At 60.7% G+C, this 23155-nt stretch carries 24 protein-coding genes; 9 read left to right on the top strand and 15 right to left on the bottom strand.

What is annotated here, in order from left to right; all coding sequences use genetic code 11:
• Positions 1-132: 132 nt before the first annotated feature.
• The 5 genes from rny to ftsY all read right to left on the bottom strand — a co-directional run bounded on the left by rny (position 133) and on the right by ftsY (position 5078).
• Complete coding sequence (gene rny / locus NQ492_RS04735) at positions 133-1680, bottom strand: ribonuclease Y (RefSeq protein ID WP_044054436.1); 1548 nt, start codon at positions 1678-1680, stop codon at positions 133-135.
• A 365-nt stretch (positions 1681-2045) separates the two neighbouring features.
• Positions 2046-2345: a cell division protein ZapA gene (locus tag NQ492_RS04730; protein ID WP_015547271.1), complete on the bottom strand. Its 300-nt coding sequence runs from the start codon at positions 2343-2345 to the stop codon at positions 2046-2048.
• 64 nt (positions 2346-2409) lie between these two features.
• The gene (locus NQ492_RS04725) at positions 2410-2730 is read right to left on the bottom strand and encodes a hypothetical protein (protein ID WP_015547270.1); all 321 of its coding nucleotides are present in this window, start codon (positions 2728-2730) and stop codon (positions 2410-2412) included.
• Between the two features lie 64 nt (positions 2731-2794).
• A complete protein-coding gene (gene rimO, locus NQ492_RS04720; RefSeq protein ID WP_015547269.1) occupies positions 2795-4093 on the bottom strand; it encodes a 30S ribosomal protein S12 methylthiotransferase RimO in 1299 nt (432 codons plus the stop codon).
• On the bottom strand, positions 4080-5078 hold the full coding sequence (gene ftsY, locus NQ492_RS04715; RefSeq protein ID WP_015547268.1) for a signal recognition particle-docking protein FtsY: 999 nt from the start codon (positions 5076-5078) through the stop codon (positions 4080-4082). The genes rimO and ftsY overlap by 14 nt, the downstream gene beginning before the upstream one ends.
• A 353-nt stretch (positions 5079-5431) precedes the next feature.
• On the opposite strand from ftsY, the gene NQ492_RS04710 reads away from it, so the two are divergent.
• A complete protein-coding gene (locus NQ492_RS04710) occupies positions 5432-6337 on the top strand; it encodes a hypothetical protein (protein WP_044054435.1) in 906 nt (301 codons plus the stop codon).
• A gap of 73 nt (positions 6338-6410) precedes the next feature.
• On the opposite strand, the gene NQ492_RS04705 is transcribed toward NQ492_RS04710, so the two are convergent.
• The 9 genes from NQ492_RS04705 to NQ492_RS04665 all read right to left on the bottom strand — a co-directional run bounded on the left by NQ492_RS04705 (position 6411) and on the right by NQ492_RS04665 (position 13847).
• Positions 6411-7646 carry a glycosyltransferase family 4 protein gene (locus NQ492_RS04705; RefSeq protein ID WP_015547267.1) on the bottom strand — a complete coding sequence of 412 codons (1236 nt, stop codon included), beginning with the start codon at positions 7644-7646 and terminating at the stop codon, positions 6411-6413.
• Positions 7647-7652: 6 nt separating this feature from the next.
• A complete protein-coding gene (locus tag NQ492_RS04700; protein WP_015547266.1) occupies positions 7653-8852 on the bottom strand; it encodes a glycosyltransferase in 1200 nt (399 codons plus the stop codon).
• A 121-nt stretch (positions 8853-8973) separates the two neighbouring features.
• A complete protein-coding gene (locus NQ492_RS04695) occupies positions 8974-9132 on the bottom strand; it encodes a DUF4295 domain-containing protein (RefSeq protein WP_015547265.1) in 159 nt (52 codons plus the stop codon).
• Between the two features lie 12 nt (positions 9133-9144).
• Positions 9145-9327 (bottom strand): 50S ribosomal protein L33, encoded by a 183-nt coding sequence (gene rpmG, locus NQ492_RS04690; RefSeq protein ID WP_015547264.1) that lies wholly within the window; start codon positions 9325-9327, stop codon positions 9145-9147.
• A gap of 16 nt (positions 9328-9343) precedes the next feature.
• Positions 9344-9577: a 50S ribosomal protein L28 gene (gene rpmB, locus NQ492_RS04685; RefSeq protein ID WP_015547263.1), complete on the bottom strand. Its 234-nt coding sequence runs from the start codon at positions 9575-9577 to the stop codon at positions 9344-9346.
• Between the two features lie 170 nt (positions 9578-9747).
• Complete coding sequence (locus NQ492_RS04680) at positions 9748-10293, bottom strand: CinA family protein (RefSeq protein ID WP_015547262.1); 546 nt, start codon at positions 10291-10293, stop codon at positions 9748-9750.
• A 12-nt stretch (positions 10294-10305) separates the two neighbouring features.
• Complete coding sequence (locus tag NQ492_RS04675; RefSeq protein ID WP_015547261.1) at positions 10306-11547, bottom strand: competence/damage-inducible protein A; 1242 nt, start codon at positions 11545-11547, stop codon at positions 10306-10308.
• Between the two features lie 8 nt (positions 11548-11555).
• The gene (locus tag NQ492_RS04670; RefSeq protein ID WP_118406795.1) at positions 11556-12737 is read right to left on the bottom strand and encodes a quinone-dependent dihydroorotate dehydrogenase; all 1182 of its coding nucleotides are present in this window, start codon (positions 12735-12737) and stop codon (positions 11556-11558) included.
• A gap of 114 nt (positions 12738-12851) precedes the next feature.
• The gene (locus NQ492_RS04665; protein ID WP_015547260.1) at positions 12852-13847 is read right to left on the bottom strand and encodes a 4-phosphoerythronate dehydrogenase; all 996 of its coding nucleotides are present in this window, start codon (positions 13845-13847) and stop codon (positions 12852-12854) included.
• A gap of 92 nt (positions 13848-13939) precedes the next feature.
• On the opposite strand from NQ492_RS04665, the gene NQ492_RS04660 reads away from it, so the two are divergent.
• From NQ492_RS04660 to NQ492_RS04645, 4 genes are all read left to right on the top strand, one after another.
• On the top strand, positions 13940-14980 hold the full coding sequence (locus NQ492_RS04660; protein WP_015547259.1) for an agmatinase family protein: 1041 nt from the start codon (positions 13940-13942) through the stop codon (positions 14978-14980).
• Between the two features lie 12 nt (positions 14981-14992).
• Complete coding sequence (gene nhaA, locus NQ492_RS04655; RefSeq protein WP_022062511.1) at positions 14993-16390, top strand: Na+/H+ antiporter NhaA; 1398 nt, start codon at positions 14993-14995, stop codon at positions 16388-16390.
• A gap of 122 nt (positions 16391-16512) precedes the next feature.
• Positions 16513-17217, top strand: a complete 705-nt coding sequence (locus NQ492_RS04650) for an FKBP-type peptidyl-prolyl cis-trans isomerase N-terminal domain-containing protein (protein WP_044054796.1) — start codon at positions 16513-16515, stop codon at positions 17215-17217.
• 241 nt (positions 17218-17458) lie between these two features.
• Positions 17459-18571, top strand: coding sequence for an FKBP-type peptidyl-prolyl cis-trans isomerase N-terminal domain-containing protein (locus NQ492_RS04645; RefSeq protein ID WP_015547256.1), 1113 nt, complete (start codon positions 17459-17461; stop codon positions 18569-18571).
• Between the two features lie 120 nt (positions 18572-18691).
• On the opposite strand, the gene NQ492_RS04640 is transcribed toward NQ492_RS04645, so the two are convergent.
• A complete protein-coding gene (locus NQ492_RS04640) occupies positions 18692-19054 on the bottom strand; it encodes a DUF3127 domain-containing protein (protein ID WP_015547255.1) in 363 nt (120 codons plus the stop codon).
• Positions 19055-19406: 352 nt separating this feature from the next.
• Here NQ492_RS04640 and NQ492_RS04635 point away from each other — a divergent pair, with 352 nt between their 5' ends.
• From NQ492_RS04635 to NQ492_RS04620, 4 genes are all read left to right on the top strand, one after another.
• Complete coding sequence (locus NQ492_RS04635) at positions 19407-20282, top strand: endonuclease/exonuclease/phosphatase family protein (protein WP_044054431.1); 876 nt, start codon at positions 19407-19409, stop codon at positions 20280-20282.
• Positions 20283-20329: 47 nt separating this feature from the next.
• Positions 20330-21424 (top strand): SGNH/GDSL hydrolase family protein, encoded by a 1095-nt coding sequence (locus NQ492_RS04630; RefSeq protein ID WP_015547253.1) that lies wholly within the window; start codon positions 20330-20332, stop codon positions 21422-21424.
• Positions 21425-21523: 99 nt separating this feature from the next.
• Positions 21524-22114 carry an RNA polymerase sigma factor gene (locus tag NQ492_RS04625; protein WP_015547252.1) on the top strand — a complete coding sequence of 197 codons (591 nt, stop codon included), beginning with the start codon at positions 21524-21526 and terminating at the stop codon, positions 22112-22114.
• Complete coding sequence (locus tag NQ492_RS04620; protein WP_015547251.1) at positions 22111-23094, top strand: FecR family protein; 984 nt, start codon at positions 22111-22113, stop codon at positions 23092-23094. Before NQ492_RS04625 ends, NQ492_RS04620 begins: the two co-directional genes overlap by 4 nt.
• Positions 23095-23155 lie beyond the last annotated feature (61 nt).

Raw genomic sequence — 23155 nt, 5'->3', positions numbered from 1 at the left:
ACCCTCCTGCCCTGCGGTTTCATTTTCATCCGCAGCGTCGGCGGGACGTGTGCGCATGAAAAGTCCCTCCTTATCAGGGGAGGGACTTGGGATTGCCGGACGCTGCCGGATGGCGTACCCGGGTCGTGACGGTTATTTCGCGTAGGAGACTGCCCGTGTCTCGCGGATGACTGTGATCTTCACCTGACCCGGGTACGTCATTTCGTCCTGGATCTTTTTGGCTATGTCGTGCGAGAGTCCCTCCGACTCCTGGTCCGAGAGTTTGTCGGCGCCGACGATCACGCGCAGTTCGCGGCCGGCCTGAATGGCGTAGGTCTTCATCACGCCGGGATACGAAAGGGCGATGTCCTCCATCTCCTTCAGACGCTTGATGTAGCTCTCCACCACTTCGCGGCGCGCTCCGGGACGTGCGCCCGAAATGGCGTCGCAGACCTGGATGATCGGGGCGATGAGCGAGGTCATCTCCACCTCGTCGTGGTGGGCGCCGATGGCGTTGCAGACCTCGGGCTTCTCCTTGAACTTCTCGGCGAGTTTCATGCCGATGATTGCGTGCGGCAGTTCCGGTTCGTCGTCGGGCACCTTGCCGATGTCGTGCAGCAGGCCTGCCCGGCGGGCGATCTTGGGGTTGAGACCCAGCTCCGAGGCCATGATGCCTGCGAGGTTCGCCGTTTCACGGGCATGCTGCAACAGGTTCTGTCCGTAGGACGAACGGTATTTCATCTTGCCGATCATGCGGATCAGTTCGGGGTGCAGTCCGTGGATTCCCAGGTCGATCGTCGTGCGCTTGCCGACCTCGACGATCTCCTCCTCGATCTGCTTCTGAACCTTGGCGACCACCTCCTCGATGCGTGCGGGGTGGATGCGGCCGTCGGTGACGAGCTGGTGCAGGGCCAGACGCGCGATTTCGCGGCGTACGGGATCGAAGCCCGAGAGGATGATGGCCTCGGGGGTGTCGTCGACGATGATCTCGATGCCCGTCGCGGCCTCCAGAGCGCGGATGTTGCGGCCCTCGCGGCCGATGATGCGGCCCTTGACCTCGTCGCTCTCGATGTTGAACACCGTCACGGCGTTTTCGATGGCCGTCTCGGTCGCCACGCGCTGAATCGACGCCACGATGATGCGCTTGGCCTCTTTCGTGGCGGTCAGTTTGGCCTCTTCGACCGTTTCGTTGATGTAGGCGGCGGCTTCGGTCTTGGCCTCGGCCTTCATGTTCTCGATCAGGATGTTCTTGGCGTCTTCGGAACTCATGCCCGAGATCTGCTCCAGGCGTGCGTTCTGTTCGCGCTGCATCTGGTCGACCTCCTCCTTCTTGTGTTCGAGGATTTGCAGCTGGTTCTGCATCTGCTCTTTCAGACGGTCGTTCTCGCGGAGTTTGTTTTCCAGTTCGCGCTGCTGGTTTTGCAGGTTCTGCTCGATCTGCTTGGCGCGCTGCTCGCTCTGGGCGATTTTCTGGTTGCGCTCGTTGACCTGACGGTCGTATTCGCTCTTGAGCTGTATGAACTTTTCCTTTGCCTGAAGGATGCGCTCCTTCTTGATCATCTCTCCCTCGGCTTCAGCCTCCTTGACGGCGGCTTCGCGGCGCTTGCGGATCGACGTCTTGATCACGAGGTTCGTTACGACCGCGTAGATTGCGACGGCGACCACGGCAGAGATTGAGGCAGCCAAAATGATACTATACATGGGTCTTTGCTTGTTTGTTTTTAGTTATTAATTAGGGTTTTAATTGTAGCCATAAAAAAACCGCATAGGATTCCTTAATCTTGTTTGACGAATCTGCCGATCAGTCATGTGTGGGGGCTCCGACAATCGCAATCTTCCAACGGTACGCCGTAACGTACTCCCCGTGAGGGTGGTAAGGCCTGATTTTGAAACGCCTTGAGTTGCCCCAATTTAGTAAATGTTCAGTTTCGCAAAGCTATAAGGAATCTATGCGGGTAGATTCTTGTATGTAAAAGAACGTTTTTCGAACGGTGCGTGTCGTTCCGGGCGGTTTCCGCCCTTTCCCCCCCCCTCGCGGCCTTCCGTCTGCGGAGGCCTTCGGCCGGTTACTTTTTCGGGTCGTTCAGATACGCATCTATTTCCGTGCCGATTTTTTCGAGCTGTCGGAGGTCTTCGTCGTCCACCTCCCGGCTCTGCCGCATTCCGACGTTCGCGATGGCGAATTTCAGCGCGGTCATCGACAGGTAGTCCTGGTCGTTCCAGTTCTTGATATTCTGTTGTTTTATCAGCGCGAGGTAGCTGTTCACCTCCCGTTCGGCAAGCCGGTACATCTCCTCCTTCCCGCTCTCGATGTTGAACGGATAGCTTTTGCCTGCTATTTTGAGGGTTATTGCCTGTTTTGCCATTTTTTCGTTTCGTTTATTCCGTCGTCCTCTTCTCCGGCCTTCCGGCCGTTTTTCCCGGGGCCGTTTATTCGGCCTCCTGCGTCGTCGGGGCCGCCAGCGGCTGGCCCAGCAGCGCGATGCACTTGTCCACCTCCCGCATAAGACGGTTGACGCGCGCCCGCGCTTTTTCCCGGTTACGGCCTCCGCCCGCAAGCCCTTCGGTCAGCTGCATGCGCGCCAGTTCGGCATCCAGCTCCCGGACGCGCTCTTCGAGCGTGCGTTTCTCGGAGCGGAGCGTGTCGCGCTGTGCGGTCAGTTCCGCACAAAGGTCCGACAGCCTTTTGTGGTCGTCGATCAGCTGCCGCACGCGGGCTTCGATGTTCGTTATCACGCTCTTGTCGGCCATGACTTTCGGGTAAAGTTCCGGTTTACTTTTCAAAGGTACGAAAAAAACGCAAAAAAGCAAAAAATTATTTTGCGGCAATCTCCCCGTAGAGGTCGTAGTCGGCGGCCGAGGTGACCGTCACGTCGTAGAAGTGCCCGCGCAGCAGGCGGCGTTCCGAGGCGGGAATCAGGATCTCCTGGTCCACTTCGGGCGAATCGTACTGCGTGCGGCCGACATACCAGTCGCCCTGACGCGAATCTATGATCACCCGTTCGGTGCGCCCCACGCGGCGGCGGTTGTTTTCGAGCGAAATCTCGTTCTGTAAGGCCATTACGCGCTCCGCGCGTTGCTGCTTGATCGTTTCGGGAATGTCGTCGCGGAGGTTTTCGGCTGACCAGGTTCCCTCCTCCTCCGAGTAGGGGAAGACGCCCAGCCGTTCGAAACGCACCTCGCGCACGAACGCCAGCAGTTCTTCGAAATCGGCCTCCGTCTCGCCCGGATAACCCACCAGCAGCGTCGTGCGCAGCGCCAGGTCGGGGATCGCCCCGCGCAGGCGGCCGATCAGTTCCATGGCCTCGGCCTTAGTGTGGCGGCGGTGCATCGACGCGAGCTGTGCATCGGAAATGTGCTGGAACGGAATGTCGAGGTACTTGCAGATTTTCGGCTCCGAGGCCATCGCCTCGATCACCTCGTCGGGGAACCCGGCGGGGTAGGCGTAGTGGAGCCGGATCCATTCGATGCCGTCGATGCGGCACAGGCGGCGCAGCAGCTCGGCGAGCATCCGCCGGCCGTAGAGGTCGATGCCGTAGTAGGTCGTGTCCTGCGCGATGACCATCAGCTCCCGGACGCCCTGCCCGGCCAGCTTGCGGGCCTCCTCCTCCAGCTCCTCCATCGGGACGGAGACGTGTGCGCCGCGGATGAGCGGAATGGCGCAGTAGCCGCATTTCCAGTTGCAGCCTTCCGAAATTTTCAGGTAGGCGTAGTGTTTCGGGGTCGTCAGACGGCGTTCGGTGGCCAGCGCCGGGTCCTCCGAGGCTCCCAGTGCACGGACGATGCCGTCCCACGTGCGTGCGCCGAAATAGTCGTCCACCTCGGGAATCTCGGCCCGCAGTTCGTCGGCGTAGCGTTCCGAGAGGCATCCCACGACGAACAGCCGTTCGATCTTTCCGGCCTGCTTGGCCGCCGCGGCGCGCAGAATCATGTCTATCGACTCCTGCTTGGCGTCGCCGATGAATCCGCAGGTGTTGATCACCACGACCTTGGCGTCGGTGCGGTCGCTGTCGAAGAGGACCTCGTATCCGGCGGCGGCGAGCCGTGCCATCAGATGCTCGCTGTCGACGGTGTTCTTCGAACAGCCGAGCGTTATGACGTTAATTTTTTTCATGGCCGAACAATGCGTTGACGAACTCCTTCCGGTCGAAGATGCGCAGCTGGTCGATGCCTTCGCCGATGCCGATATAGCGCACCGGGATGTGGAACTGGTCGCTGATGCCGATCACCACGCCGCCCTTGGCCGTGCCGTCGAGCTTGGTGATCGTGAGCGAGGTGACCTGCGTGGCCTGCGTGAACTGCTTCGCCTGCTCGAAGGCGTTCTGTCCCGTCGATCCGTCGAGCACGAGCATCACCTCGTGCGGCGCGCCGGGAATCACTTTGCCCATGACGTTGCGGATTTTCGTCAGCTCGTTCATCAGGCCCACCTTGTTGTGCAGGCGTCCGGCGGTGTCGATCAGCACCACGTCGGCTCCGTTGGCCTTGGCCGAGGTGAGCGTGTCGAAAGCCACCGATGCGGGGTCGGAACCCATCTGCTGACGGATCATCGTCGCCCCGGCGCGGTCGGCCCACACCTGCAACTGGTCGATGGCCGCCGCGCGGAACGTGTCCGCCGCGCCGATCCAGACCTTCCGGCCCGCCTTGCCGAGCTGCGCAGCCAGTTTGCCGATGGTCGTGGTCTTGCCGGCGCCGTTGACGCCCACGACCATCACCACGTAGGGCTGACCTTCGGTGGCGTCGAGCCCGAAATTCTCCGACGAGCCGTGCGCATCCTCCATCAGCGTCGCGATCTCCCCGCGCAGGATAGATTGCAGCTCCGAGGCGTTCATGTACTTGTCCCGGGCCACGCGCTCCTCGATGCGGCGGATGATCTTCACGGTCGTCTCCACGCCCACGTCCGACGAGATGAGCACCTCTTCGAGGTCGTCGAGTACCCCGGCGTCGATCGTCGACCGGCCCGCCACGGCGCGCGCCAGTTTCGAGAAAAGCCCTGTTTTGGTTTTTTCCAGCCCGGCGGAGAGCTCCTCCTGCTGTTTCTGCGCCTGCTCCCCGGTGGGCGGCGTATCCTGTTTCTTTTTGAAAATATCGAAAAATGCCATGTCGTAAGGATTAATCCTTTGCAAAGATACGAAAAATGCAGGACGGTTCCAAAACCGGATTGCGGGCAATCTGACAAAACGTTCCGACCTCCTGAAAGTGCCGTTACGGCGCCGAAGATACGAAAAATGCAGGATGGTTTCAAAACCGGATCGCGGGCAATCTGGCAAAACGTTCCGACCTCCTGAAAGCGCCGTTGCGGCGCCGAAGATACGAACAAGTCGGATGGGGCCAAAACCGAACCGCCTCCGGCGCGAAAAAAGGTTCCGACTCCTAAAAGTGTCGTCGCGACGCCGAAGATAACAAGAAAGTTTGAAAAAAAGCGTTATATTTGTCGTATATACCTGTATTGATAATGATGAAACGAACCATTCTGTTGTCGCTCGCAGCGTTGTGCTGCGCCCTGACGGCCGCCGCGCAGGACCTGATCGTCAAGACCGACGCCGCGAAAATCGAAGCCAAAGTGATCGAAATCACGCCCGAAGCGGTGCGTTACAAGCGTTTTTCGAATCCCGACGGTCCGACCTACGTGCTCCCCGTTGCGCAGATCCATTACATCCAGTATGCCAACGGCGAAAAGGAGTATTACACCAAAACCATTCCCGCGACGCCGCTGACTCCGGCCACTCCGACTGTTCCAGCCACCCCGGCCACTCCGGCTGTCCCGGAAGCGCCGGCCGTGCAGCCTGTTTCCGGAGGCCGGTACGTGCTCAAACAGTACGAAATCGGCGAACTCTACGACCAGAACGGCATCCGGGGAGTGATCTGCCAGCTTTCGGACGACCGCCAGCACGGACTGGTCGTATCGCTCGATGAAATCTACCTTCACTGGAGCGAGTTCCGCAAGCCGGACCTGCGCCTTGCGGGCGCCGACAACCGCACCGACGGGGTGGCGAACATGGAGAAGGTGGCGCAGTACATCGCTGCGAACAACCTTTCGTGGGACGATTTCCCGGCTTTCAAATGGTGCCGCGACAAGGGTGAAGGCTGGTATCTGCCGGCCATCGACGAACTGCTGACCATCGGCCACAACTACAACGGCGGCACCCGCGTACAGAACAACCGCCAGGCCCGCAACAAGTTCAACGATGCGCTCAAGGACGCCGGCGGCAAACGCATGGACCGCCTGGTCTACTATTTCTCCTCGACCGAGATGGACGAGAAGAACGCCTACACGACCCATATGGGCATCGAGCCTCCCTATGTGATCGAAATTCCGAAATACAACAAGTTCCTCGTGCGCGCCGTGCACAAGTTCTGACGCTGCGCGCAAAGACCGCAAAAAGACGGAGGTCCGCATCGGACGCTCCGTCTTTTTTGATGCCGGCTGTCGGTCAGATGCTTTCGATCAGCGTTCGCAGTTTCGGAATGATAATCTCCCAGTCGTAGTGTTCGCGCACATAGGCCGGGCCTTTTTCGCTCATTGTACGCCGCAGTTCCGGATCGGAGAGTAGTCTGTGCAGTTTTTTGCGGAAGTCGCGGCCGTTATTATACCACAAGCCCGCGCCGCTCAGACGGCAATGGTCCTTCATCACCTTGCTGCGCCCGTTGACCAGCAGCGGTATGCGGCTCTGCATCCCTTCGAGCATCAGTAGCGAAAGGCTCTCCATCGGCGACGGGTTGACCATCACCGTGGCGTGCCGGACGATTGCGGTTTTTTCCTCGTCGGAGACATAGCCCGTGAAAAGAATGTCCGGCGAGTCGAACTTTCGGATTTCGTTTTCGAATCCGCCGACCAATACCAGTTTGGCGTCGCCGCCGTATTTTGCCTTGCAGCGCAGGAAGTAGGGCAGCAGTTTGTCCACTTTGGCTTTGGAGACGCGCCCCAAATAGAGCACGTATTCATCCGGAAGCTCGTATTTTGCCTTTACGCCGCTCCACTCTGCCTCCGGGGCCATTTCGATACCGCAGCCGACGATGCTGTTCGGGGCCAGAAACCGTCCGAAAACGCTGCGGCACAATTGCCGTTCGGCTTCGGTGTTGAATGCGATATGCCGTACCCGGGTGAACATCGGGGCGTTGATGCAGTAATAGAGCGGCTTGTCCGGGTGCGCCATCGGGATCAGCAGGCTTTTTTCCGGAGCGACGACCGATCCCAGAACCGCTTGGGGCGTGTAGAAGTTCGCGAAGATGAACGCTGCATATTCAGCCTTGTGGCTTTCGATATAACGCAGCAGGCCCGGGGCATGGGTCGCTGTCGATTCGTAGAAAGGCCGTTCGTTTTCAATCCCCGATTTCCACTCCGGGTGCAGGAAGGACGCCGCTCGCAGCAGGTTCAGCTTTTTCAGGTATTGCCGGATACGGCGTGCGGTCTTGTATTTTTTGCGGAAGGGCCTGAATTGCTCCTGGTCGATGGGCTGCGGCTTGAAACGGCGTATGGTGACGCCGTTCCAGGAACTGACACCTTCCGTGTAATCCTGATCCGGGTGGTTGAAGGCCCGGATGGTCGTGGTCAGCACTTCGACCTCGTAATAGGGCAGCAGCCGTTCAGCAAGCATCTGGCAGTGAACTTCTGCGCCGCCGTTGATATTTTCGCCGTAACGGACGATGATGAATGCTATTTTTTTCATAATGAGTTATAACTTGCCGAACAGCGCGAGCCACTCTTGGCCGATGCATTCCAGATCATAGCGCTCTGCGGCCTTGTAGCAGTTTTCGCGCATTCGTTTTTGCAGTTCCTCGTCGGCCAGCGCGCGGTTCAGCAGTTCCGCATATTTGCGCAGACTGTATGCCGGGACCATGATTCCGCATTCCCCGTCGCAGGTGATTTCCCGGATGCCGGAATACGAGTCGAACGACACCGGAATGGCCCCGTACTGCTGCCCCTCCATCAGGCACATGGGCAGCCCTTCGAAGTTTGAAGTCAGGCAGACGAAGGTGGCCCGGCGGTAGAAGGGCGTGACATCGTATTGATAGCCTGCGAATTCAATCCGCTGCAATTTCAACCTGCGGGCCTGCTTCTCCAGATCGCCGCGTTCTTCTCCGTCGCCGACGATCACCAGCCGCCATTCGGGATTTTGCTGCTCGATGCGCTTCCATATTTTCAGCAGCCGGTCGATGCGTTTGTGACATCGCTGGAATCGTCCGGCGTAGAGAACGATCTTCTCTTTGGGCGTTTTCGCGGGTTCCTGTGTCGGCAGCATCGGATTGAGCATCGCGGTAAGGCGTTCGCGGGGGAAATCGCAGCCGGGAAGTCCCGACCGGCGGATCTCTCGTTCGAATTCGTCGCTGTAACCCGGGCATAGCGTCACGAACCGGTCCACGTTCGAGAGCACCCGGATGTACAGTTGGGCGTAACGTTGTTCGAGTTTGCGGGTTAGCCGGTAGGCGGGCTTGCGCAGAAGTGCGTATTCCAGCCTGCGCGTCAGTGTGGGGCGGGGGATCTCCGACGACTTCTTGTGCTTCAGGTCGTATACCTCCCAGAATGGCGTGTTGTGCAGGCAGAAAATGATTTTGGCCGTGGTGCGCGTCCGGATCTGCTCGAATGCGATGTCGGTGGTTGCTTGTATGAACAGGACGTCTGCCCGCTCTGTTTTCAGCGATTCGCAGAGAAAGTCGGTATTTCGGACTCCCGAAATCCGTTTGGTGTCGGGCAGCGGACGGATGTCGAAGATTTTTCGCAGTTCTTCGGTAAGCAGTTCCGCATTCGGCTTCCAGGTATAGAGAAGTACTCTGAAGCCGTGTTTGGCAAAGAAGCGGCCCAGGTTGCAGGTTACGACTTCGGCGCCGCCTGCCGGGAATGTATAGTGATAAAAGGCGATGGTTTTGACCTGCATACTCGGAATTTAATGTTCAAAAGTAATAAATTATTTTGATATGCGCGACCGGCGGGGCTGAAAACACAAAGGGCATCCCGAAAGATGCCCTTTGTATTTAAGAGTCGAACTCTTAAAATACTTATTTCTTCTCCTCGAAGAAAGCTTTTACCTGGTCGTTGGCGATGACGCCTTCCTTGAACATGTAGGAACCGGTCTTCTCCGACTTGACCATCTTGATGCACTTGGTGAACTGCTTACCCGTGCCGGTTTTCAGTGTTGCGACTACTTTCTTTGCCATAGAGCTTCTTTACTATTTGATTTCACGGTGAACGGTAACCCGCTTGAGGAACGGATTGTACTTCTTGCGCTCCAGACGGTCGGGGGTGTTTTTCTTGTTCTTGGTGGTGATGTAACGGGACATTCCCGCAACGCCGCTCTCTTTTTGTTCGGTGCACTCGAGGATGACCTGAACTCTGTTGCCTTTCTTTGCCATTTGTTACTCGTTGTTTTTAGTACACGCTTTTGGGTGCGGCAGCTTCGCGCAGAGCGGCTGCGAGCCCTTTCTTGTTGATTGTTTTCATGCCGGCAGCGGATACCTTCAGGGTAATCCAGCGACCCTCCTGCTCGGACCAGAAGCGCTTGGTTTTCAGATTGGGACTGAATTTGCGCTTGGTCCTGTGGTGCGAGTGCGAGACGTTATTTCCCACGATCGCCACCTTGCCTGTGATTTCGCAAACTTTCATTGTTTGATTATTTTTGGTTAAAACCCGATTAAGGGAGTGCAAATATACAACCTTTTCGGCAAATAGCAAAAGCGGCCGTCTTTTTTTTCGGCTGGAAGCCTGATTCGGGATCGGGTTGAGCGGCGGCCGGCGATACGGCCGCAGTTGAAAAAGGGCGCAGAGTCGCTTTTTCAAGGGGCGTATTGTCCGGATTTTTCCTGCAACAACTCTTCTTCGAGCAGGGCGATGGCCGCCGTGCCCGCCTTGCGGATGACTTTATCGCGGCTTCCGTTTATGTAAACCAGCCGCGATACGGTATGTATGGGCGAGCTGACGGCAATCCATACCGACCCTGCGGGAAGTTCGGGCGTACCGCCCGACGGACCCGCAATGCCGGTGGTGGCGATGCCGTAGTGGGTGTCCGTAACATTACGGACGCTTTCGGCCATCATGCGCACGATCTCTTCGCTTACCACGCCGTAGAGGGCGATCGTGTCGCGCGGGATGCCGAGCAGAGACTCTTTGGTCTGGTTCCAGTAGGCCACTACGCCTCCTTTGAAATAGGCCGATGCGCCGGGCGTGGCCATCAACCGGGCGGCGATCGAGCCGCCCGTGCAGCTTTCGGCCACGGCGAGCGTTTCCATGCGTTCGGTAAGGAGTTGGTGCACTCGTTTTTCCGGGTTGGTGCAGGCCGTTATCGTCAAAAGCAGGGCCGGCAATGCGAAAATTTTATTCATGGGCGGTGAATTTTAATTTCCGTTCAGGCAGTCGCGCAGCAGGCCGATGGCGAAGGCGCTGGCGCGGTCGATGATCTGTCCCCGGTCGGTTCCGCACTGTTTGAGGATTGCGACCGTCTCCCGGGGTGTCGCCACGGCGATCCACACCGTGCCGACGGGCTTTTCCGCCGAGCCGCCCGAAGGTCCTGCGATTCCGGTGGTGGCCATGCCGTAGTCGGCGCCTGCCGTGCGGCGGACGCCCTCGGCCATCTGGCGGGCCACCTGTTCGCTCACGGCGCCGTAGCGGGCGATGTCCGCGGGGTCGACGCCCAGCAGTTCGGCTTTTGATTCGTTGCTGTACGACACCACGCCGCAGAGGAAATAGGCCGAAGCGCCGGGCATGGCCGTGAAGCGCGCGGCGATCGAGCCGCCCGTGCAGCTTTCGGCTGTGGCGAGCGTCAGGGAGCGTTCGGTGAGTATTTTGTGCACCACCTCCTGCATGGTGGCGGTTTCGAATCCGATGATGTTGTGGGGGATGATCCTGCGCAGGGCCTCGAACCGGTTCTCGATTTCGCGGGCGACGCTTTCGCCCTCCACCTCGTAGGCCGACAGGCGCAGGCGCACCGCGCCCGGATTGGGCAGGTAGGCCAGTTTCAGGTACGGGGGCAGGGCGTTTTCCCACGCTTCGATGCGCTTGGCGAGCATCGACTCGGGCAGTCCGGCGGTGATCATCGTGCGGTGGACGATCTGCCGCAGCGCGAAGCGGGTCTTCAGGCGGGGCATCACCTCGTCCTCCATCAGGTGCTCCATCTCGAACGGCACGCCCGGCAGCGAGACGACGACGTGCCCGTCGCGCTCGAACCACATGCCCGGGGCCGTGCCGTGGGCGTTGAACAGCACCGTGCAGCACGCGGGGACCATCGCCTGCGAACGGTTGAGTTCGTTGAACTCGATGCCGCGTTCGGCGAGCATTTTCTCAACGTGCCCGGCCACCCGTTCGTCGTAGCGCATGTCGCTGCGGAACATCTCCGCGAGGGTCTTTTTGGTGATGTCGTCCTTCGTGGGGCCGAGTCCTCCGGTGATGACGGTCACCTCCGAGCCGGCGAGGGCGCGCTCCGCGGTTTCGATGATTTGCGTGCGGTCGTCGCCGATCGAGATTTTCTCGCGGACCACGATGCCCGCCGCATTGAGGTGTTTGGCGATGGAGACCGAATTGGTGTCGACGATCTGCCCGATGAGTATTTCGTCGCCGATGGTGATGATGGTTGCCTTCATGTGTGGGGTTATTTTTGTCCGGACCCGGGGCGGCGTTCCTCTTCCGATTCGCCGTCGGATGCCTTCCCGGCGGTCCCGACGGCCTCCGGGGCGGATGCTTCGGGGTTTTCCCCGTTTTGCACGGACTCCCCGGCGGCGCGCATGGCGGCCGGCTTTTCGGCCGCGGCGATCAGTTCGCGGCACACCGCTTTGACCATTCCGGGACCGTTGTAGACGTATCCGGTGTAGAGTTGCACGAGGTCGGCCCCGGCGTCGAGCATCGCCCGCACGTCGCCGGCCGACATCAGTCCGCCGACCCCGATGATGGGGTAGGTTCCGCCCGAACGGGTGTGGACGCGGCGCACGATCTCCACGGCGCGGTGCGTGAGCGGTGCGCCGCTGAGGCGTCCGCTGCCGATCTTTTCGAGCGTCGTACGGCTCGTGTGGAGTCCTCCGCGGCTGTGGGTTCCGTTGGTGGCCACGATCCCGTCGAGCGGCGTTTCGAGCAGCACGTCGGTGATCTGGTCGATCACCTCGTCCGACATGTCGGGCGAGATTTTGAGCATGATCGGCCGGAACTGGTTCTGCCCGCGCCGGAAGTCGAACAGCGGGTTGAGTATCTGAAGGATATGTTCGCGCGTGTGCGTCGTGCCTTCGCGGCAGGCGTTGTCGCAGCTGATGTTGACGGTGAAATAGTCCGCATACTGGTAGAGGCTGCGGAAGAGTTTGAGGTAGTCCGCCGGAGCGTTCTCGGCGGGGGTCGAGGTGTTCTTGCCGATGTTGCAGCCCACGATCACGCCGTCGTGCGGGCGCCGCAGGTGGCGGATGGTGGCTTCCAGTCCGCGGTTCGCCAGACCGATGCGGTTGATGATGGCATTGTCCTTCGGGAGGCGGAAGACCCGCGGCCGCGGGTTGCCCGCCTGCGGACGGGGCGTCACGGTCCCCACCTCGACGAATCCGAATCCCAGCGCGGCCAGTTCGCGGAATGCCTCGCCGTTGTGGTCGAATCCTGCGGCCAGCCCGATGGGGTTGGCGAAACGGATGCCGAACACCTCGCGTTCGAGCGCCGGATGCTCCACGGCGTAGCATTTGCGCAACAGCCAGCGGCCGCCGGGTATCAGCCCGATGATGCGCAGCAACAGCAGCACCGCGTGGTGGGCCTGCTCGATGGTAAGCGAGAAAAGTACGGGCTTTATGACTCTCCGGTACATGGTTCTTAACTGATAATCGCGGGCAAAGGTAATTAAAAAAGGGCGAATTCGCTAATAAAAAGCAGGTTTCGCCTTTTTCGGACGCCGGAGCGTGCGCAATCCGCGCCGTTCGTGCTAAAAATATTCGCGGCGGTAGGCGTAGTGGTCGCGCATGGATTCGAAATCCCCGGGCCGCTCCTTGAGGCTGCGGCTTTCGGACGCGATGTCGTACGCCCCGCCGATGGTCCGGCAAAGTTCCTGCCAGGAGATCGGCCGCCGGCGCGCCGGGGCGGCCTGTGGCGGATACCACCCTTCGAGCGGCAGGCCGAAACGGCGGGCCAGCGAGGCGACGGACATTGCCGTGGCGTTGGCCTTGCCCTGCTCGGAGTAGCCCGCGATGTGGGGTGTGGCGAGCAGCGCGTTTTCCAGCAGCGCCGGATCGAGGTGCGGTTCGTGCTCCCAGACGTCGAGCGCCCAGCCGAGACCGCTCCGGAGCAGGGCCTCGCCGTCGACCACCTCCCCGCGCGAGGAGTTTATGAGGATGGCGCCGGGTTTCATCAGGCCGAACAGCCGGCTGTCGGCCATGTGGCGCGTCGAAGCGTCGAGCGGCGTGTGGAAGGTGAGGATGTCGGCCTCGCGGGCCACCTCCTCCAGCGTCCGGAATCCGCACCGCTCGCGCTCCTCGCGCGGCGGGTCGCAGCAGACGACGCGGAATCCCCACCCTTCGGCATACGCTTTCACGAGCGATCCGACGTGTCCCACGCCCACGATTCCCAGCGTGCGCTCGGCGGGCTGCCAGCCCTGCGTGCGGGAGAGGTGGACGAGCGCCGCGCCGACCCATTGCAGTACGCCCCGGGCGTTGCAGCCCGCGGCCGTCGTGACTTCGATGCCGTGCGCCGCGCACCACGCCGTGTCGATGTGGTCGAAGCCGATGGTCGCCGTGGCGATCAGCTTTACGCGCGAATCCGCCAGTAGTTTTTCGTCGCACCGCGTGCGGGTGCGGATCACCAGCGCGTCGGCGTTGCGGACGTCGGCGGCCGAAATCGCCGTTCCGGGGAGGTATTCCACCTCGGCGAACGGCTCCAGAACGCCCCGCAGAAAGGGAATGGCGCTGTCGGCAATGATTTTCATGGTAACGGGTGTTTTTTTCGTTTTTCGTCTTTGAGCAAACAAATATAGGTAAAAAATAAAAAATGCGTACCTTTGCAATTCAAAAGCATGTTATGGAACAGAAAAACTTCGATCCGGACGGGGTCGGCGTGGACAACGGAACCTATTTCGGACTTCCGTTCGCTCCCGAAACGGCGGAACTGGTGCTGATCTCGGCGCCGTGGGACGTGACGGTCTCCTACGGGGCCGGAGCGGCTTATGCCCCCGACGCCATTATCGAAGCCTCGACGCAGCTGGATTTCCACGATCCGCTGGCTCCCGGCGTCTGGCGCCGCGGCATCGCCACGGCCGATGTGGACTATTCGCTGCTGGAGTCTTCGCAGCGTCTGCGGGCCGACGCCGCACGGGTGATCGACCACCTCGAAGGAGGCGGCTGCCTGGAGGACGACTATGTCGTGCGCAAGGTCCGCCGTGTCAACGAGGGGTGCATGTCGATGAACGCCAACGTCGGGGCGCAGGCTTCGCGCTGGCTCGATGCGGGCAAGACCGTGGGGCTGGTCGGCGGCGACCACTCGACGCCCTACGGGCTGATCCGGGCGCTGGGCGCGCGCCATGCGGCGTTCGGCATCCTGCACGTCGATGCGCACTGCGACCTGCGCGATGCCTACGAGGGGTTTGAGTTTTCCCACGCCTCGATCATGTTCAACGTCCTGCGCGACGTGCCGCAGGTGACGAAGATCGCCCAGGTCGCCGTGCGCGACTTCAGCGAGTCGGAGGCCGCGCTGGCCGCTTCGTCCGGGCGCATCGCCACGTTCGACGACCTTTCGCTCGCGGCCGCCCTTTTCCGCGGCGAGACGTGGGATGCGCAGTGCCGCCGCATCGTCGACGCGCTGCCGCAGGAGGTCTACGTGAGTTTCGACATCGACGCCTTGACCTTCGAAAACTGCCCTCACACCGGAACGCCGGTTTCCGGCGGCCTTACGTTCAACCAGGCCGTCTGGCTGCTCGATACGCTCACCCGCTCGGGACGCCGTATCATCGGTTTCGACGTGGTGGAGGTGTGCCCCGCGCCCGACGAGCGGATCGACGCCATCACGGGCGCCCGCATGCTCTGGAAACTCTGCGGGCAGACCCTCAAGTCAAACGAATCATAAAACGACCGATAGATGCGACTTTTTTCGATGTACCGCTGGGTTCGCCAGCGACACATGATGGGGCTTCGGGGCCGCAACTTCCTGGAAGCGCCCTGGGCCGGAGGCGTGGTGCTGCTGGTGTGCGTGATCGCCGCCATGCTGCTGGCCAATCTCCCCGCGACCAAACTCTATTACCACCACCTGCTGGAGACCGACCTCTCGCTGATGGTCCATTCCCCGGACGGTGTGATCGACTGGATCTTCCCGCGGGGCATGACCGTCGAGAAGTTCATCAACGACGGGCTGATGGTGATTTTCTTCTTTGCCGTGGGGCTTGAGATCAAGCGCGAGATCGTCTGCGGGCAGCTTTCGTCCGCGCGCCGGGCCATCCTTCCGGTGCTGGCCGCTGCGGGCGGCATGCTGGTCCCGGCGATTTTCTTCACGGCGTTCAACCACGGCACGATGGCCGCAAACGGCTGGGGAATCCCCACCGCCACGGACATCGCCTTCGCCATAGGCATCCTCTCGATGCTGGGCAACCGCGTCCCCGTGTCGCTCAAAATCTTCCTCACGGCGCTGGCCGTCGCCGACGACCTGGGGGCCATTCTGGTCATCGCGCTTTTCTATGGCGGCAAGGTGCAGATCACCTGCCTGCTGGTGGCGCTGGTCATCATGCTGGGGGTCTACTTTATGAAGCAGATGGGCGAGAAGCGCATGTTCTCCTATCTGGTCCCGGCCTTCGTGGTCTGGGGGCTGTTCTATTACTCGGGCGTCCACTCGACCATCTCGGGCGTGGCGATGGCGCTGCTGATCCCGATGGAGCCGCGTTACAGCAAGGAGTATTTCGCCCATAAGATGCGATGGCTCAATGCGCTGATGCTCCGCGCCGCCTCGCACGAGGACTTCCCCAACGAGGAGCAGCGGTTCTACCTGCGGCGCATGCACGACCTGTCGTCCAACTCGGTGGGCATGAGCTACCGTCTGGAGCACGGACTGGCGCCCTACGTCACGTTCCTGATCATGCCGGTCTTCGCGCTGGCCAACGCCGGCGTCGAGATTACGTCGCTCGAATACCTCAATATTTTCCACTATTCGCCCGAAATCGGATCAATCGGCATGGGCGTCTTCTTCGGTCTTGTCCTCGGCAAGCCGCTGGGCATCTTCCTTGCCAGCTGGGGAGCCGTGAGGACGGGTCTTGCGGAGCTGCCCGAGGGGGCGACGTGGCGCATGCTGCTGGCCGTGGCCTGTCTGGGCGGTATCGGGTTCACGATGTCGCTGTTCGTCGATTCGCTGGCCTTCACCGACCCCGATCTGGTCGACCGCGGCAAGATCGCGATCCTGATGGGTTCGCTGGCCGCCGCCGTCGTGGGGTGCCTGCTGATCTTGATCTTTTCGGGGAAAAACCGCCGGACCCGGCAGGGCGGGCGGTAGGCATCCGCCGCGCAGGCGGCGTTTGCCGGAAATGGCGTCCGGTCCGGACCCGTGCGGCCGGAACAGATTTATTTGCTTCTGCCGGCGCCTTGCACTATCTTTGCAAAAAAGATTCGATAATGATGAAAAAGACCTTCCCGATCCTCCCGGCCCTCGTGCTGCTGGCCGGAGCCTGCTCGAAAAATTCGGGCGGAGGCGGCGTGAAATTCCGGAACGATACCGATTCGGTGGCCTACGTTATCGGCATGAACGTGGGCGCGAACCTGCTGAAAATGGATTCGACGATCAATGTGAACGCCGTTTGCGAAGGCATCCGCGACATGTTCCGCGGCAATCCCAGACTCTCGGCGGCCGATGCCGAGACGTTCTATCTGAGCTACGTGAACTACGCCCTTCCCGAGAAGGCGCGCGCCTATGAGGAGCAGTTCCTCCTCGACATCGCCAAGTCGAACCGCTCCTATGCCCGCACGTCGTCGGGCGTGACCTACACCGTTACGGACGTCGGGGATCAGAATCAGGTTCCCACTTCCGAGCGCGACAGCGTGGCCCTGCGGTGGGTGATCCGCACGGCGGCGGGCGACGAGATCGCCTCCTCCTACGAGCGGGGCGATACGGTGCGTTCGCTGGTCCGCAACCTGCGGCGCGGGGTGCAGGAGAGCGTGAAGCTCATCGGCAAGGGCGGCAAGATCAACGCCTGGATGCCTTCGTCGGCAGCCTACGGCGCCGAGGGCGACAAGGAACTGGGCGTGGCTCCCAATGCGACGCTCTATTTCGAGATCGAACTCGTCGACCTCGACAAGTATACGACCCGGTCGCGGCGGCGTTGACGGTCCGTCCGGCGCCGCCGGTTCCGCGGCCGGATCGTCCGGCCCGGGGATTTCGCCAAAATAGTTGCTCGGAATCATTTCGTTAACAAAATTTTTATATCTTTGCGGGGAATAAGCCCGCGCTTTGATAGGCGGCGCCTCGGCAGAGCCGGATAAATTCGCCTCTGCTCCCGGTTTGCACTGTCTTTGCGCGTGCGACGGCGACAATATAAAGGAAACATCAAACATAGTGAAAACAACAATGAAAAAAATCTTTTTTGCTGCGGCGCTCGCGGGTGCCGCAATGCTCGCCTCCTGCGGAGGAAACAAGAGCGGGGTACAGCTGGGCAGTCTGTCCGAGTTCGACTCTCTGTCGTATTCGCTCGGAGCCAACATCGGTTATGGCATGAGCTACGAAATGAAGGATATTCCGTTCGATTTCAAGGCTGTGGACAAGGGCGTCCGGGAAGGCGCTCTGGGCAAGGCCACCCAGGAGCACGACAAGTCGCTCGATATGCTGCGCGAATATTTTATGACCAAGCGCGGCGAGCGTGCGCAGGCCGTGGCGCAGAAGCGCGCCGAGGCGGACAGCGTGCGCCTGGCCGGCGGCGACACGACCAAGGTGGAGTATCCCGCGGCCGATCCCGACATGTTCGAGAGCGAGGAGGAGCGTACCGAGATCTCCTATGCCTTCGGTAACGACATCGGTTACAACATCGCACAGAGCGGCATGCCCATTCAGCTGGTCTGGATCGGCGAGGCCATGCAGAACGTGCGCGACAACAACGCCAAGATGACCGAGGACGAGGTGAACCAGTACTTGCAGTACTACTTCATGGTGAAGCGTCCGGCCGAGAACGCCGAGGCTTCGAAGGCGTGGCTGGAGAAGACGGAGAAGAAGTCGGGCGTGAAGAAGACCGAGTCGGGCCTGCTCTATAAGGTTACCGACGCCGGCGACGCATCGGTGATGCCCAAGGACCCGCGCGACGTGGTGAAGGTGCACTATACGGGCCGTACCCGCGAAGGCAAGGTGTTCGACACCTCGAAGTTCGCCAACCGTTCGAAGGAGCAGCAGGAGATGATCAAGAAGCAGCGTCCCGATGATTTCGACAAGGACGAACCCGTCGAGTTCCCGCTCAACCGTGTGATTCCCGGATGGACGGAAGGGTTGCAGCTGGTGGGCAAGGGCGGCAAGATCACGCTCTGGATTCCCGCCGACCTGGCTTACGGTGCGCGCGGCGCAGGCCGTGACATCGGTCCCAACGAGGCTCTGGAGTTCGAGGTCGAGCTGATCGACGTCACTCCCTACGTGGAGCCTGCTCCGGCCGATTCGACCGCAACGGCCGAGAAGCCCGAGGCTGCTCCCGCAAAATAGTCGGACCGTGAAAAATGAATCCGGATGTGCGCATGCACATCCGGATTTTTTATAAATAGGTATCTAAAAAAACTCCGGCCTTCGAATCATCGAAGGCCGGAGTTTTTCGGTTGGGTCCGTTTAGAACGGCAGGTCGTCGACCTGTGCGGGCGCAGAGGCGTAGGAAGGCTCCTCGGCGATGGGCGGCATGTCGGGCATCGGGGCCGCCGCGGCCTCCTGTTTGGGTTGCAGACGCCATGCGCGGATGTCGGTGTACCAGCGGCCGTTGTATTCGCGCGACTCGATGTTGACCGAGACGTTGTAGGTCGAGCCCTCTTTCAGACGGGCCACGTCTTCGGGCTTGTTGAAGAACGTAACGCAGATTTTGCGTGTGAAAGAGCCTTCGTTCATTTCGAAAACCACATCCTGACGCTGCCACTCACCGCGTGCCGACGTTCCCTTCGTCACGGGCAGTATTTTGTAAACGGTTCCTTCGAATTCCATAGTGTAAATAGGGTTTGTTTGCGGCAAAGGTAGCAATTTTCCGGGACATTCGGAGCCTTTCCCGCGGAAAAAACGCCTGACGTCCGAAGATCGGCGGATGCGGCGTTTCTGTCCCGGAACCGCGGCGTGCGCCCCGTTCCGTTCGGCTCCGTCGGAGGTTCGGCCCTTTCTTTTTGCTGCCTGTTACAGTGGCCTGCGGCCCGTAATCCGTATAAAAAAGCAGGACCCGGTTTGCTTTTTTTGCTTTTTTTGAATTATCTTTGGTGCTGTAATGATATTTTTTATTTGTCGGAGCGTTCTGCCGGACTGTCCGGTTTCGGCTGCGTCCGGCGTGTTGGCACCTTTGTCCATGATGAAAAAACTACTGCTTTTTGTTGCGCTTCTCGGCCTCGCGCTGCCCCTGCGGGCGCAGGACGACAAGGCGCTGGCCGCCGCCGCTGCGAAGGCCGACCTGAAACTGATGTCGTTCAACATCCGCTATTACAAGCCCGGCGCCGACGGCGACAACGGCTGGGTTGCGCGGCGCGCCGCCTGTCTGGAGATGATCCGTGCGGAATCGCCCGACGTCATCGGCTTCCAGGAGCCGCACCGGCCGCAGATCGACTATCTGAAGGTGAACCTCCCCGAATACGCCGAGGTCGACATGGGGCGCGACGCCGCGACCGACATCGAGAAGAAACCCGACGGCGGCGAGCATCTGATGATCATGTACCGCCGTTCGAAATACATCCTGCTCGACAGCGGGTTTTTCTGGATCAGCCCCACGCCCGAATGCCCTTCGCGGGGCTGGGACGCCATGTGCCGCCGCGTCACGGTGTGGGTGCAGCTCAAGGACCGGAAAACCGGAAAGGAGTTCTTCTATTTCGACACCCATTTCGATCATATCGGCAAGCAGGCCCGCGCCGAATCGGCCCGGATGATGGTCGCCCGGATGAAGCGGATCGCCGGTGAGAAGGCCGCCGTCTTTCTCTCGGGAGACCTGAATACGACCTACGACAACGCCCTGCTCGACCCGCTGAAGGCGTGGATGCAGTCGGCGCGCCATGCGGCCCCGGTGACCGACGAACTGCCGACGTTCAACGACTTCGGCAAGCGTTCGCTGTGGATCGACTTCATTTTCGCCCGCAACGCCCGTGCGCTGGCCTACCGGACCCTTGTCGATTCCGGGCGTTACGGCGTTCCGTTCCTCTCGGACCACAATCCCGTTTACGCGCTCTACAAACTCTGAATCCGCCGGACGGCCGACAAACCCGGATACAACCAAATTCCGATACCATGAAGAACCTTTCCCTCGTTTTCCGCAGCCTCGCGTTGCCCGTGCTGCTGCTGACGCTGAACGCCGCCGGTGCGCAGGAGAAGCAACCGCTCCGTTACGTCGATGCCGCGACGCTGACCGTCATCGGCAAGAGCATGCCCACACCCAAACTGTTCCAGCGGGTCGACACCGCCCGTTACGAACTCTGGCAGCCCGTGAAGAACTACTCGGCCTTCTCCACCGGACTGGCCGTCGTTTTCCGCACCGACAGCCGGACGATCCGCGCCCGGTGGAAAACCGGCGGATACGGATTGGGCCACAACATGACCGCCATCGCCCGCAAGGGTCTCGATCTCTACATCGAGCGCGACGGGCAGTGGGCCTACGCCGGTTTCGGCTGGCCCAAGGGCGACAACCACGACAGCGCGCTGGTCGAGTATATGGACGAGGGCGAAAAGACCTGTCTGGTCTACCTGCCCCTGTGGGACGAGGTGCTTTCGCTGGAACTGGGCATCGACGGCGACAGCCGCATCGAGGCCGTTCCGAACCCCTTCCGCCACCGGATCGTGGTGCTCGGGTCGAGCATCACCCACGGCGCTTCGGCCGGGCGTCCCGGCATGACCTGGACGGCGCGGCTGGCCCGCCGGATGGGACTCGATTTCCTGAATCTCGGTTACAGCGGGCAATGCAAGCTGCAACCCGAATTCGCGCGGATGCTGGCCGAGATGGATGCCGACGCCTTTGTTTTCGACGCCTTCTCCAACCCGAGCGCCGGGGAGATCGAGGAGCGGCTCGACGCCTTCGTGGCGACCGTCCGCAAGGCGCATCCCTCGACGCCGCTGATCTTCATTCAGACCGAGGTCCGCGAGACCGTGAATTTCAACCTCCGGGCGCGGAAATTCGAATCCGACAAGCGCGCCGCCGCCGAAGCGGGCGTCCGGCGGCTGATGAAGGACGACCGGAACATCTACTTCATCGACTCCCGGGGGATGATCGGCACGGACCACCTCGGGACGGTCGACGGTTCGCACCCCTCCGACCAGGGTTTCATGTACATGACCCGCCATCTCGAACCGCAGCTGCGCAAGATTTTCCGGAAATACGGAATCCGCTGATCCGCAGACCGGCAGGGCCGCAGCTTTCGGGCTGCGGCTTTTTCGTTTTTTGGGGCAGGAGGTTGCAAATCTGAAATTAATGCTATCTTTGCTTCCGGTATGACCGAAGATTTCATTCAGGAAAACGAGGATCGGGAACTGTTCCGGCGGATCAAGCAGGGGAGCGAGGAGGCTTTCCGGGTGGTTTACGGGAAGTATCACCGGATACTCTATGCCGTGGCCCTGAAGATGCTGAAGGACCGTTCCGCGGCCGAGAACGCCGTGCAGCACGTCTTCGTGAAACTTTGGATCGGGCGGCAGGAGATGACCGTCATGCTGAGCCTGCGGAACTACCTCTACACGATGACCCGCAACTACATCCTCAATTACCTGCGCAGCCGCAATACCGAGCTGGTGCACAGCTACCGCCTGGCGCAGCTCATTCCCGAGGCTTCGGACCCGCTCGACGCGCAGATCGAGCGCGAGGATCTTTTGCAGATGCTCGATACGGTGATCGCGGGGCTTCCGACCCAGAAGCGGCAGGTCATGTACCTGCGCAAGGCGGGCTATTCGAACCCCGAGATCGCCGAAATGCTCAATCTTTCGGTCAACACCGTCCGTTCGCACTACCAGGAGGGCGTCAAACTCCTGAAGAGCCGTTTCGGCCATATCGTCCTGCTTATCGTCATCCTGCAAACTTTATTTTTATGAACAGACCTTCGGAAGAACTTTTGCATAAGACGCTCGAAAACCGCGCCACCGCCGCCGAGGCCGCTTCGGTCGCCGAGTGGCTCGCCACCGATTCGGGCCAGGCATGGGCCAGTCGCTACATCGGCCGCGACTTCGACCGGCAGGAGTCCTGCGGCGACTATGAGCGGGAGGAGGTCGCCTCGGAGCGCATCTTCGCGCGGATCAAAACCGCCCTCACGCGCGGCCGGCGGCGGCGCATTCTTTTTCGCGTCGCCGCCGTCGTGATTCCCGTCGCGCTGGTGCTGGGCGTCGCCCTGCGTCTCGACCGTCAGGTAGGGGGCATCTTTTCGGATGCGGAGTACGGCGAATTCGTCGTCGACCGGGGGCGGCGTACGCAGTGCCTGTTTCAGGACGGCACGGTCGCCCACCTCAATTCCGAGTCGAAAATCCACTATCCCGTGAAGTTCGGGCTTTTCGAGCGCCGCATCCGGCTCGAAGGCGAAGCCTACTTCGAGGTGACCCACAATCCCCGGCGGCCGTTCGTCGTGGAGTTCGAGGGCGGAGAGATCCAGGTGCTCGGCACGTCGTTCAACGTCAAGGCCTACCGCGACGACGACATCGTCGCCGTAACGCTCGACGAGGGGCGCGTGGTGCTCGACGACCGTCGCGGCGGTCGTTTCGAGCTGTCGCCCTCCGAACAGCTGCTCTACGACCGGCGCTCGGGCGAGGGGCGGATCGTCCGCGGCGCCGACGCCATGCGTTATTCGATCTGGAAGGACGACGTGATCTCGTTCCGCGACACGCCCCTTGCAGAGGTGCTCGAAACCCTTTCGCGGTGGTACGACGTGCGCTTCGAAACCGACGGACAGCCCGATCGCCCCATATCCTACACCTTTGCGACCGACAATACGCTGCTGGATAATGTTTTGCGTGAAATGGAACTGATCTCTCCGGTGCGTTTCGAACGCACCAAAACAGAAATAAAGGTAAGTTTCAGATAAAAAAAAGAGTTTCGGCTCATCGTTTTTTCCCGTTTGCGTGTCTATTCTGTGAAAAGCGCGC

This window comes from Alistipes shahii WAL 8301, from assembly GCF_025145845.1.
Classification (GTDB): domain Bacteria; phylum Bacteroidota; class Bacteroidia; order Bacteroidales; family Rikenellaceae; genus Alistipes; species Alistipes shahii.
Note: the sequence above shows the minus strand (reverse complement) of the source record. Positions and strands in the feature narration are given on the sequence as shown.

Excerpts from the sequence above, each read along its gene's own strand:
- rny (WP_044054436.1), bottom strand. The coding sequence starts at position 1,680 with ATGTATAGTATCATTTTGGCTGCCTCAATCTCTGCCGTGGTCGCCGTC.
- NQ492_RS04730 (WP_015547271.1), bottom strand. The coding sequence starts at position 2,345 with ATGGCAAAACAGGCAATAACCCTCAAAATAGCAGGCAAAAGCTATCCG.
- NQ492_RS04725 (WP_015547270.1), bottom strand. The coding sequence starts at position 2,730 with ATGGCCGACAAGAGCGTGATAACGAACATCGAAGCCCGCGTGCGGCAG.
- rimO (WP_015547269.1), bottom strand. The coding sequence starts at position 4,093 with ATGAAAAAAATTAACGTCATAACGCTCGGCTGTTCGAAGAACACCGTC.
- ftsY (WP_015547268.1), bottom strand. The coding sequence starts at position 5,078 with ATGGCATTTTTCGATATTTTCAAAAAGAAACAGGATACGCCGCCCACC.
- NQ492_RS04710 (WP_044054435.1), top strand. The coding sequence starts at position 5,432 with ATGATGAAACGAACCATTCTGTTGTCGCTCGCAGCGTTGTGCTGCGCC.
- NQ492_RS04705 (WP_015547267.1), bottom strand. The coding sequence starts at position 7,646 with ATGAAAAAAATAGCATTCATCATCGTCCGTTACGGCGAAAATATCAAC.
- NQ492_RS04700 (WP_015547266.1), bottom strand. The coding sequence starts at position 8,852 with ATGCAGGTCAAAACCATCGCCTTTTATCACTATACATTCCCGGCAGGC.
- NQ492_RS04695 (WP_015547265.1), bottom strand. The coding sequence starts at position 9,132 with ATGGCAAAGAAAGTAGTCGCAACACTGAAAACCGGCACGGGTAAGCAG.
- rpmG (WP_015547264.1), bottom strand. The coding sequence starts at position 9,327 with ATGGCAAAGAAAGGCAACAGAGTTCAGGTCATCCTCGAGTGCACCGAA.
- rpmB (WP_015547263.1), bottom strand. The coding sequence starts at position 9,577 with ATGAAAGTTTGCGAAATCACAGGCAAGGTGGCGATCGTGGGAAATAAC.
- NQ492_RS04680 (WP_015547262.1), bottom strand. The coding sequence starts at position 10,293 with ATGAATAAAATTTTCGCATTGCCGGCCCTGCTTTTGACGATAACGGCC.
- NQ492_RS04675 (WP_015547261.1), bottom strand. The coding sequence starts at position 11,547 with ATGAAGGCAACCATCATCACCATCGGCGACGAAATACTCATCGGGCAG.
- NQ492_RS04670 (WP_118406795.1), bottom strand. The coding sequence starts at position 12,737 with ATGTACCGGAGAGTCATAAAGCCCGTACTTTTCTCGCTTACCATCGAG.
- NQ492_RS04665 (WP_015547260.1), bottom strand. The coding sequence starts at position 13,847 with ATGAAAATCATTGCCGACAGCGCCATTCCCTTTCTGCGGGGCGTTCTG.
- NQ492_RS04660 (WP_015547259.1), top strand. The coding sequence starts at position 13,940 with ATGGAACAGAAAAACTTCGATCCGGACGGGGTCGGCGTGGACAACGGA.
- nhaA (WP_022062511.1), top strand. The coding sequence starts at position 14,993 with ATGCGACTTTTTTCGATGTACCGCTGGGTTCGCCAGCGACACATGATG.
- NQ492_RS04650 (WP_044054796.1), top strand. The coding sequence starts at position 16,513 with ATGAAAAAGACCTTCCCGATCCTCCCGGCCCTCGTGCTGCTGGCCGGA.
- NQ492_RS04645 (WP_015547256.1), top strand. The coding sequence starts at position 17,459 with ATGAAAAAAATCTTTTTTGCTGCGGCGCTCGCGGGTGCCGCAATGCTC.
- NQ492_RS04640 (WP_015547255.1), bottom strand. The coding sequence starts at position 19,054 with ATGGAATTCGAAGGAACCGTTTACAAAATACTGCCCGTGACGAAGGGA.
- NQ492_RS04635 (WP_044054431.1), top strand. The coding sequence starts at position 19,407 with ATGAAAAAACTACTGCTTTTTGTTGCGCTTCTCGGCCTCGCGCTGCCC.
- NQ492_RS04630 (WP_015547253.1), top strand. The coding sequence starts at position 20,330 with ATGAAGAACCTTTCCCTCGTTTTCCGCAGCCTCGCGTTGCCCGTGCTG.
- NQ492_RS04625 (WP_015547252.1), top strand. The coding sequence starts at position 21,524 with ATGACCGAAGATTTCATTCAGGAAAACGAGGATCGGGAACTGTTCCGG.
- NQ492_RS04620 (WP_015547251.1), top strand. The coding sequence starts at position 22,111 with ATGAACAGACCTTCGGAAGAACTTTTGCATAAGACGCTCGAAAACCGC.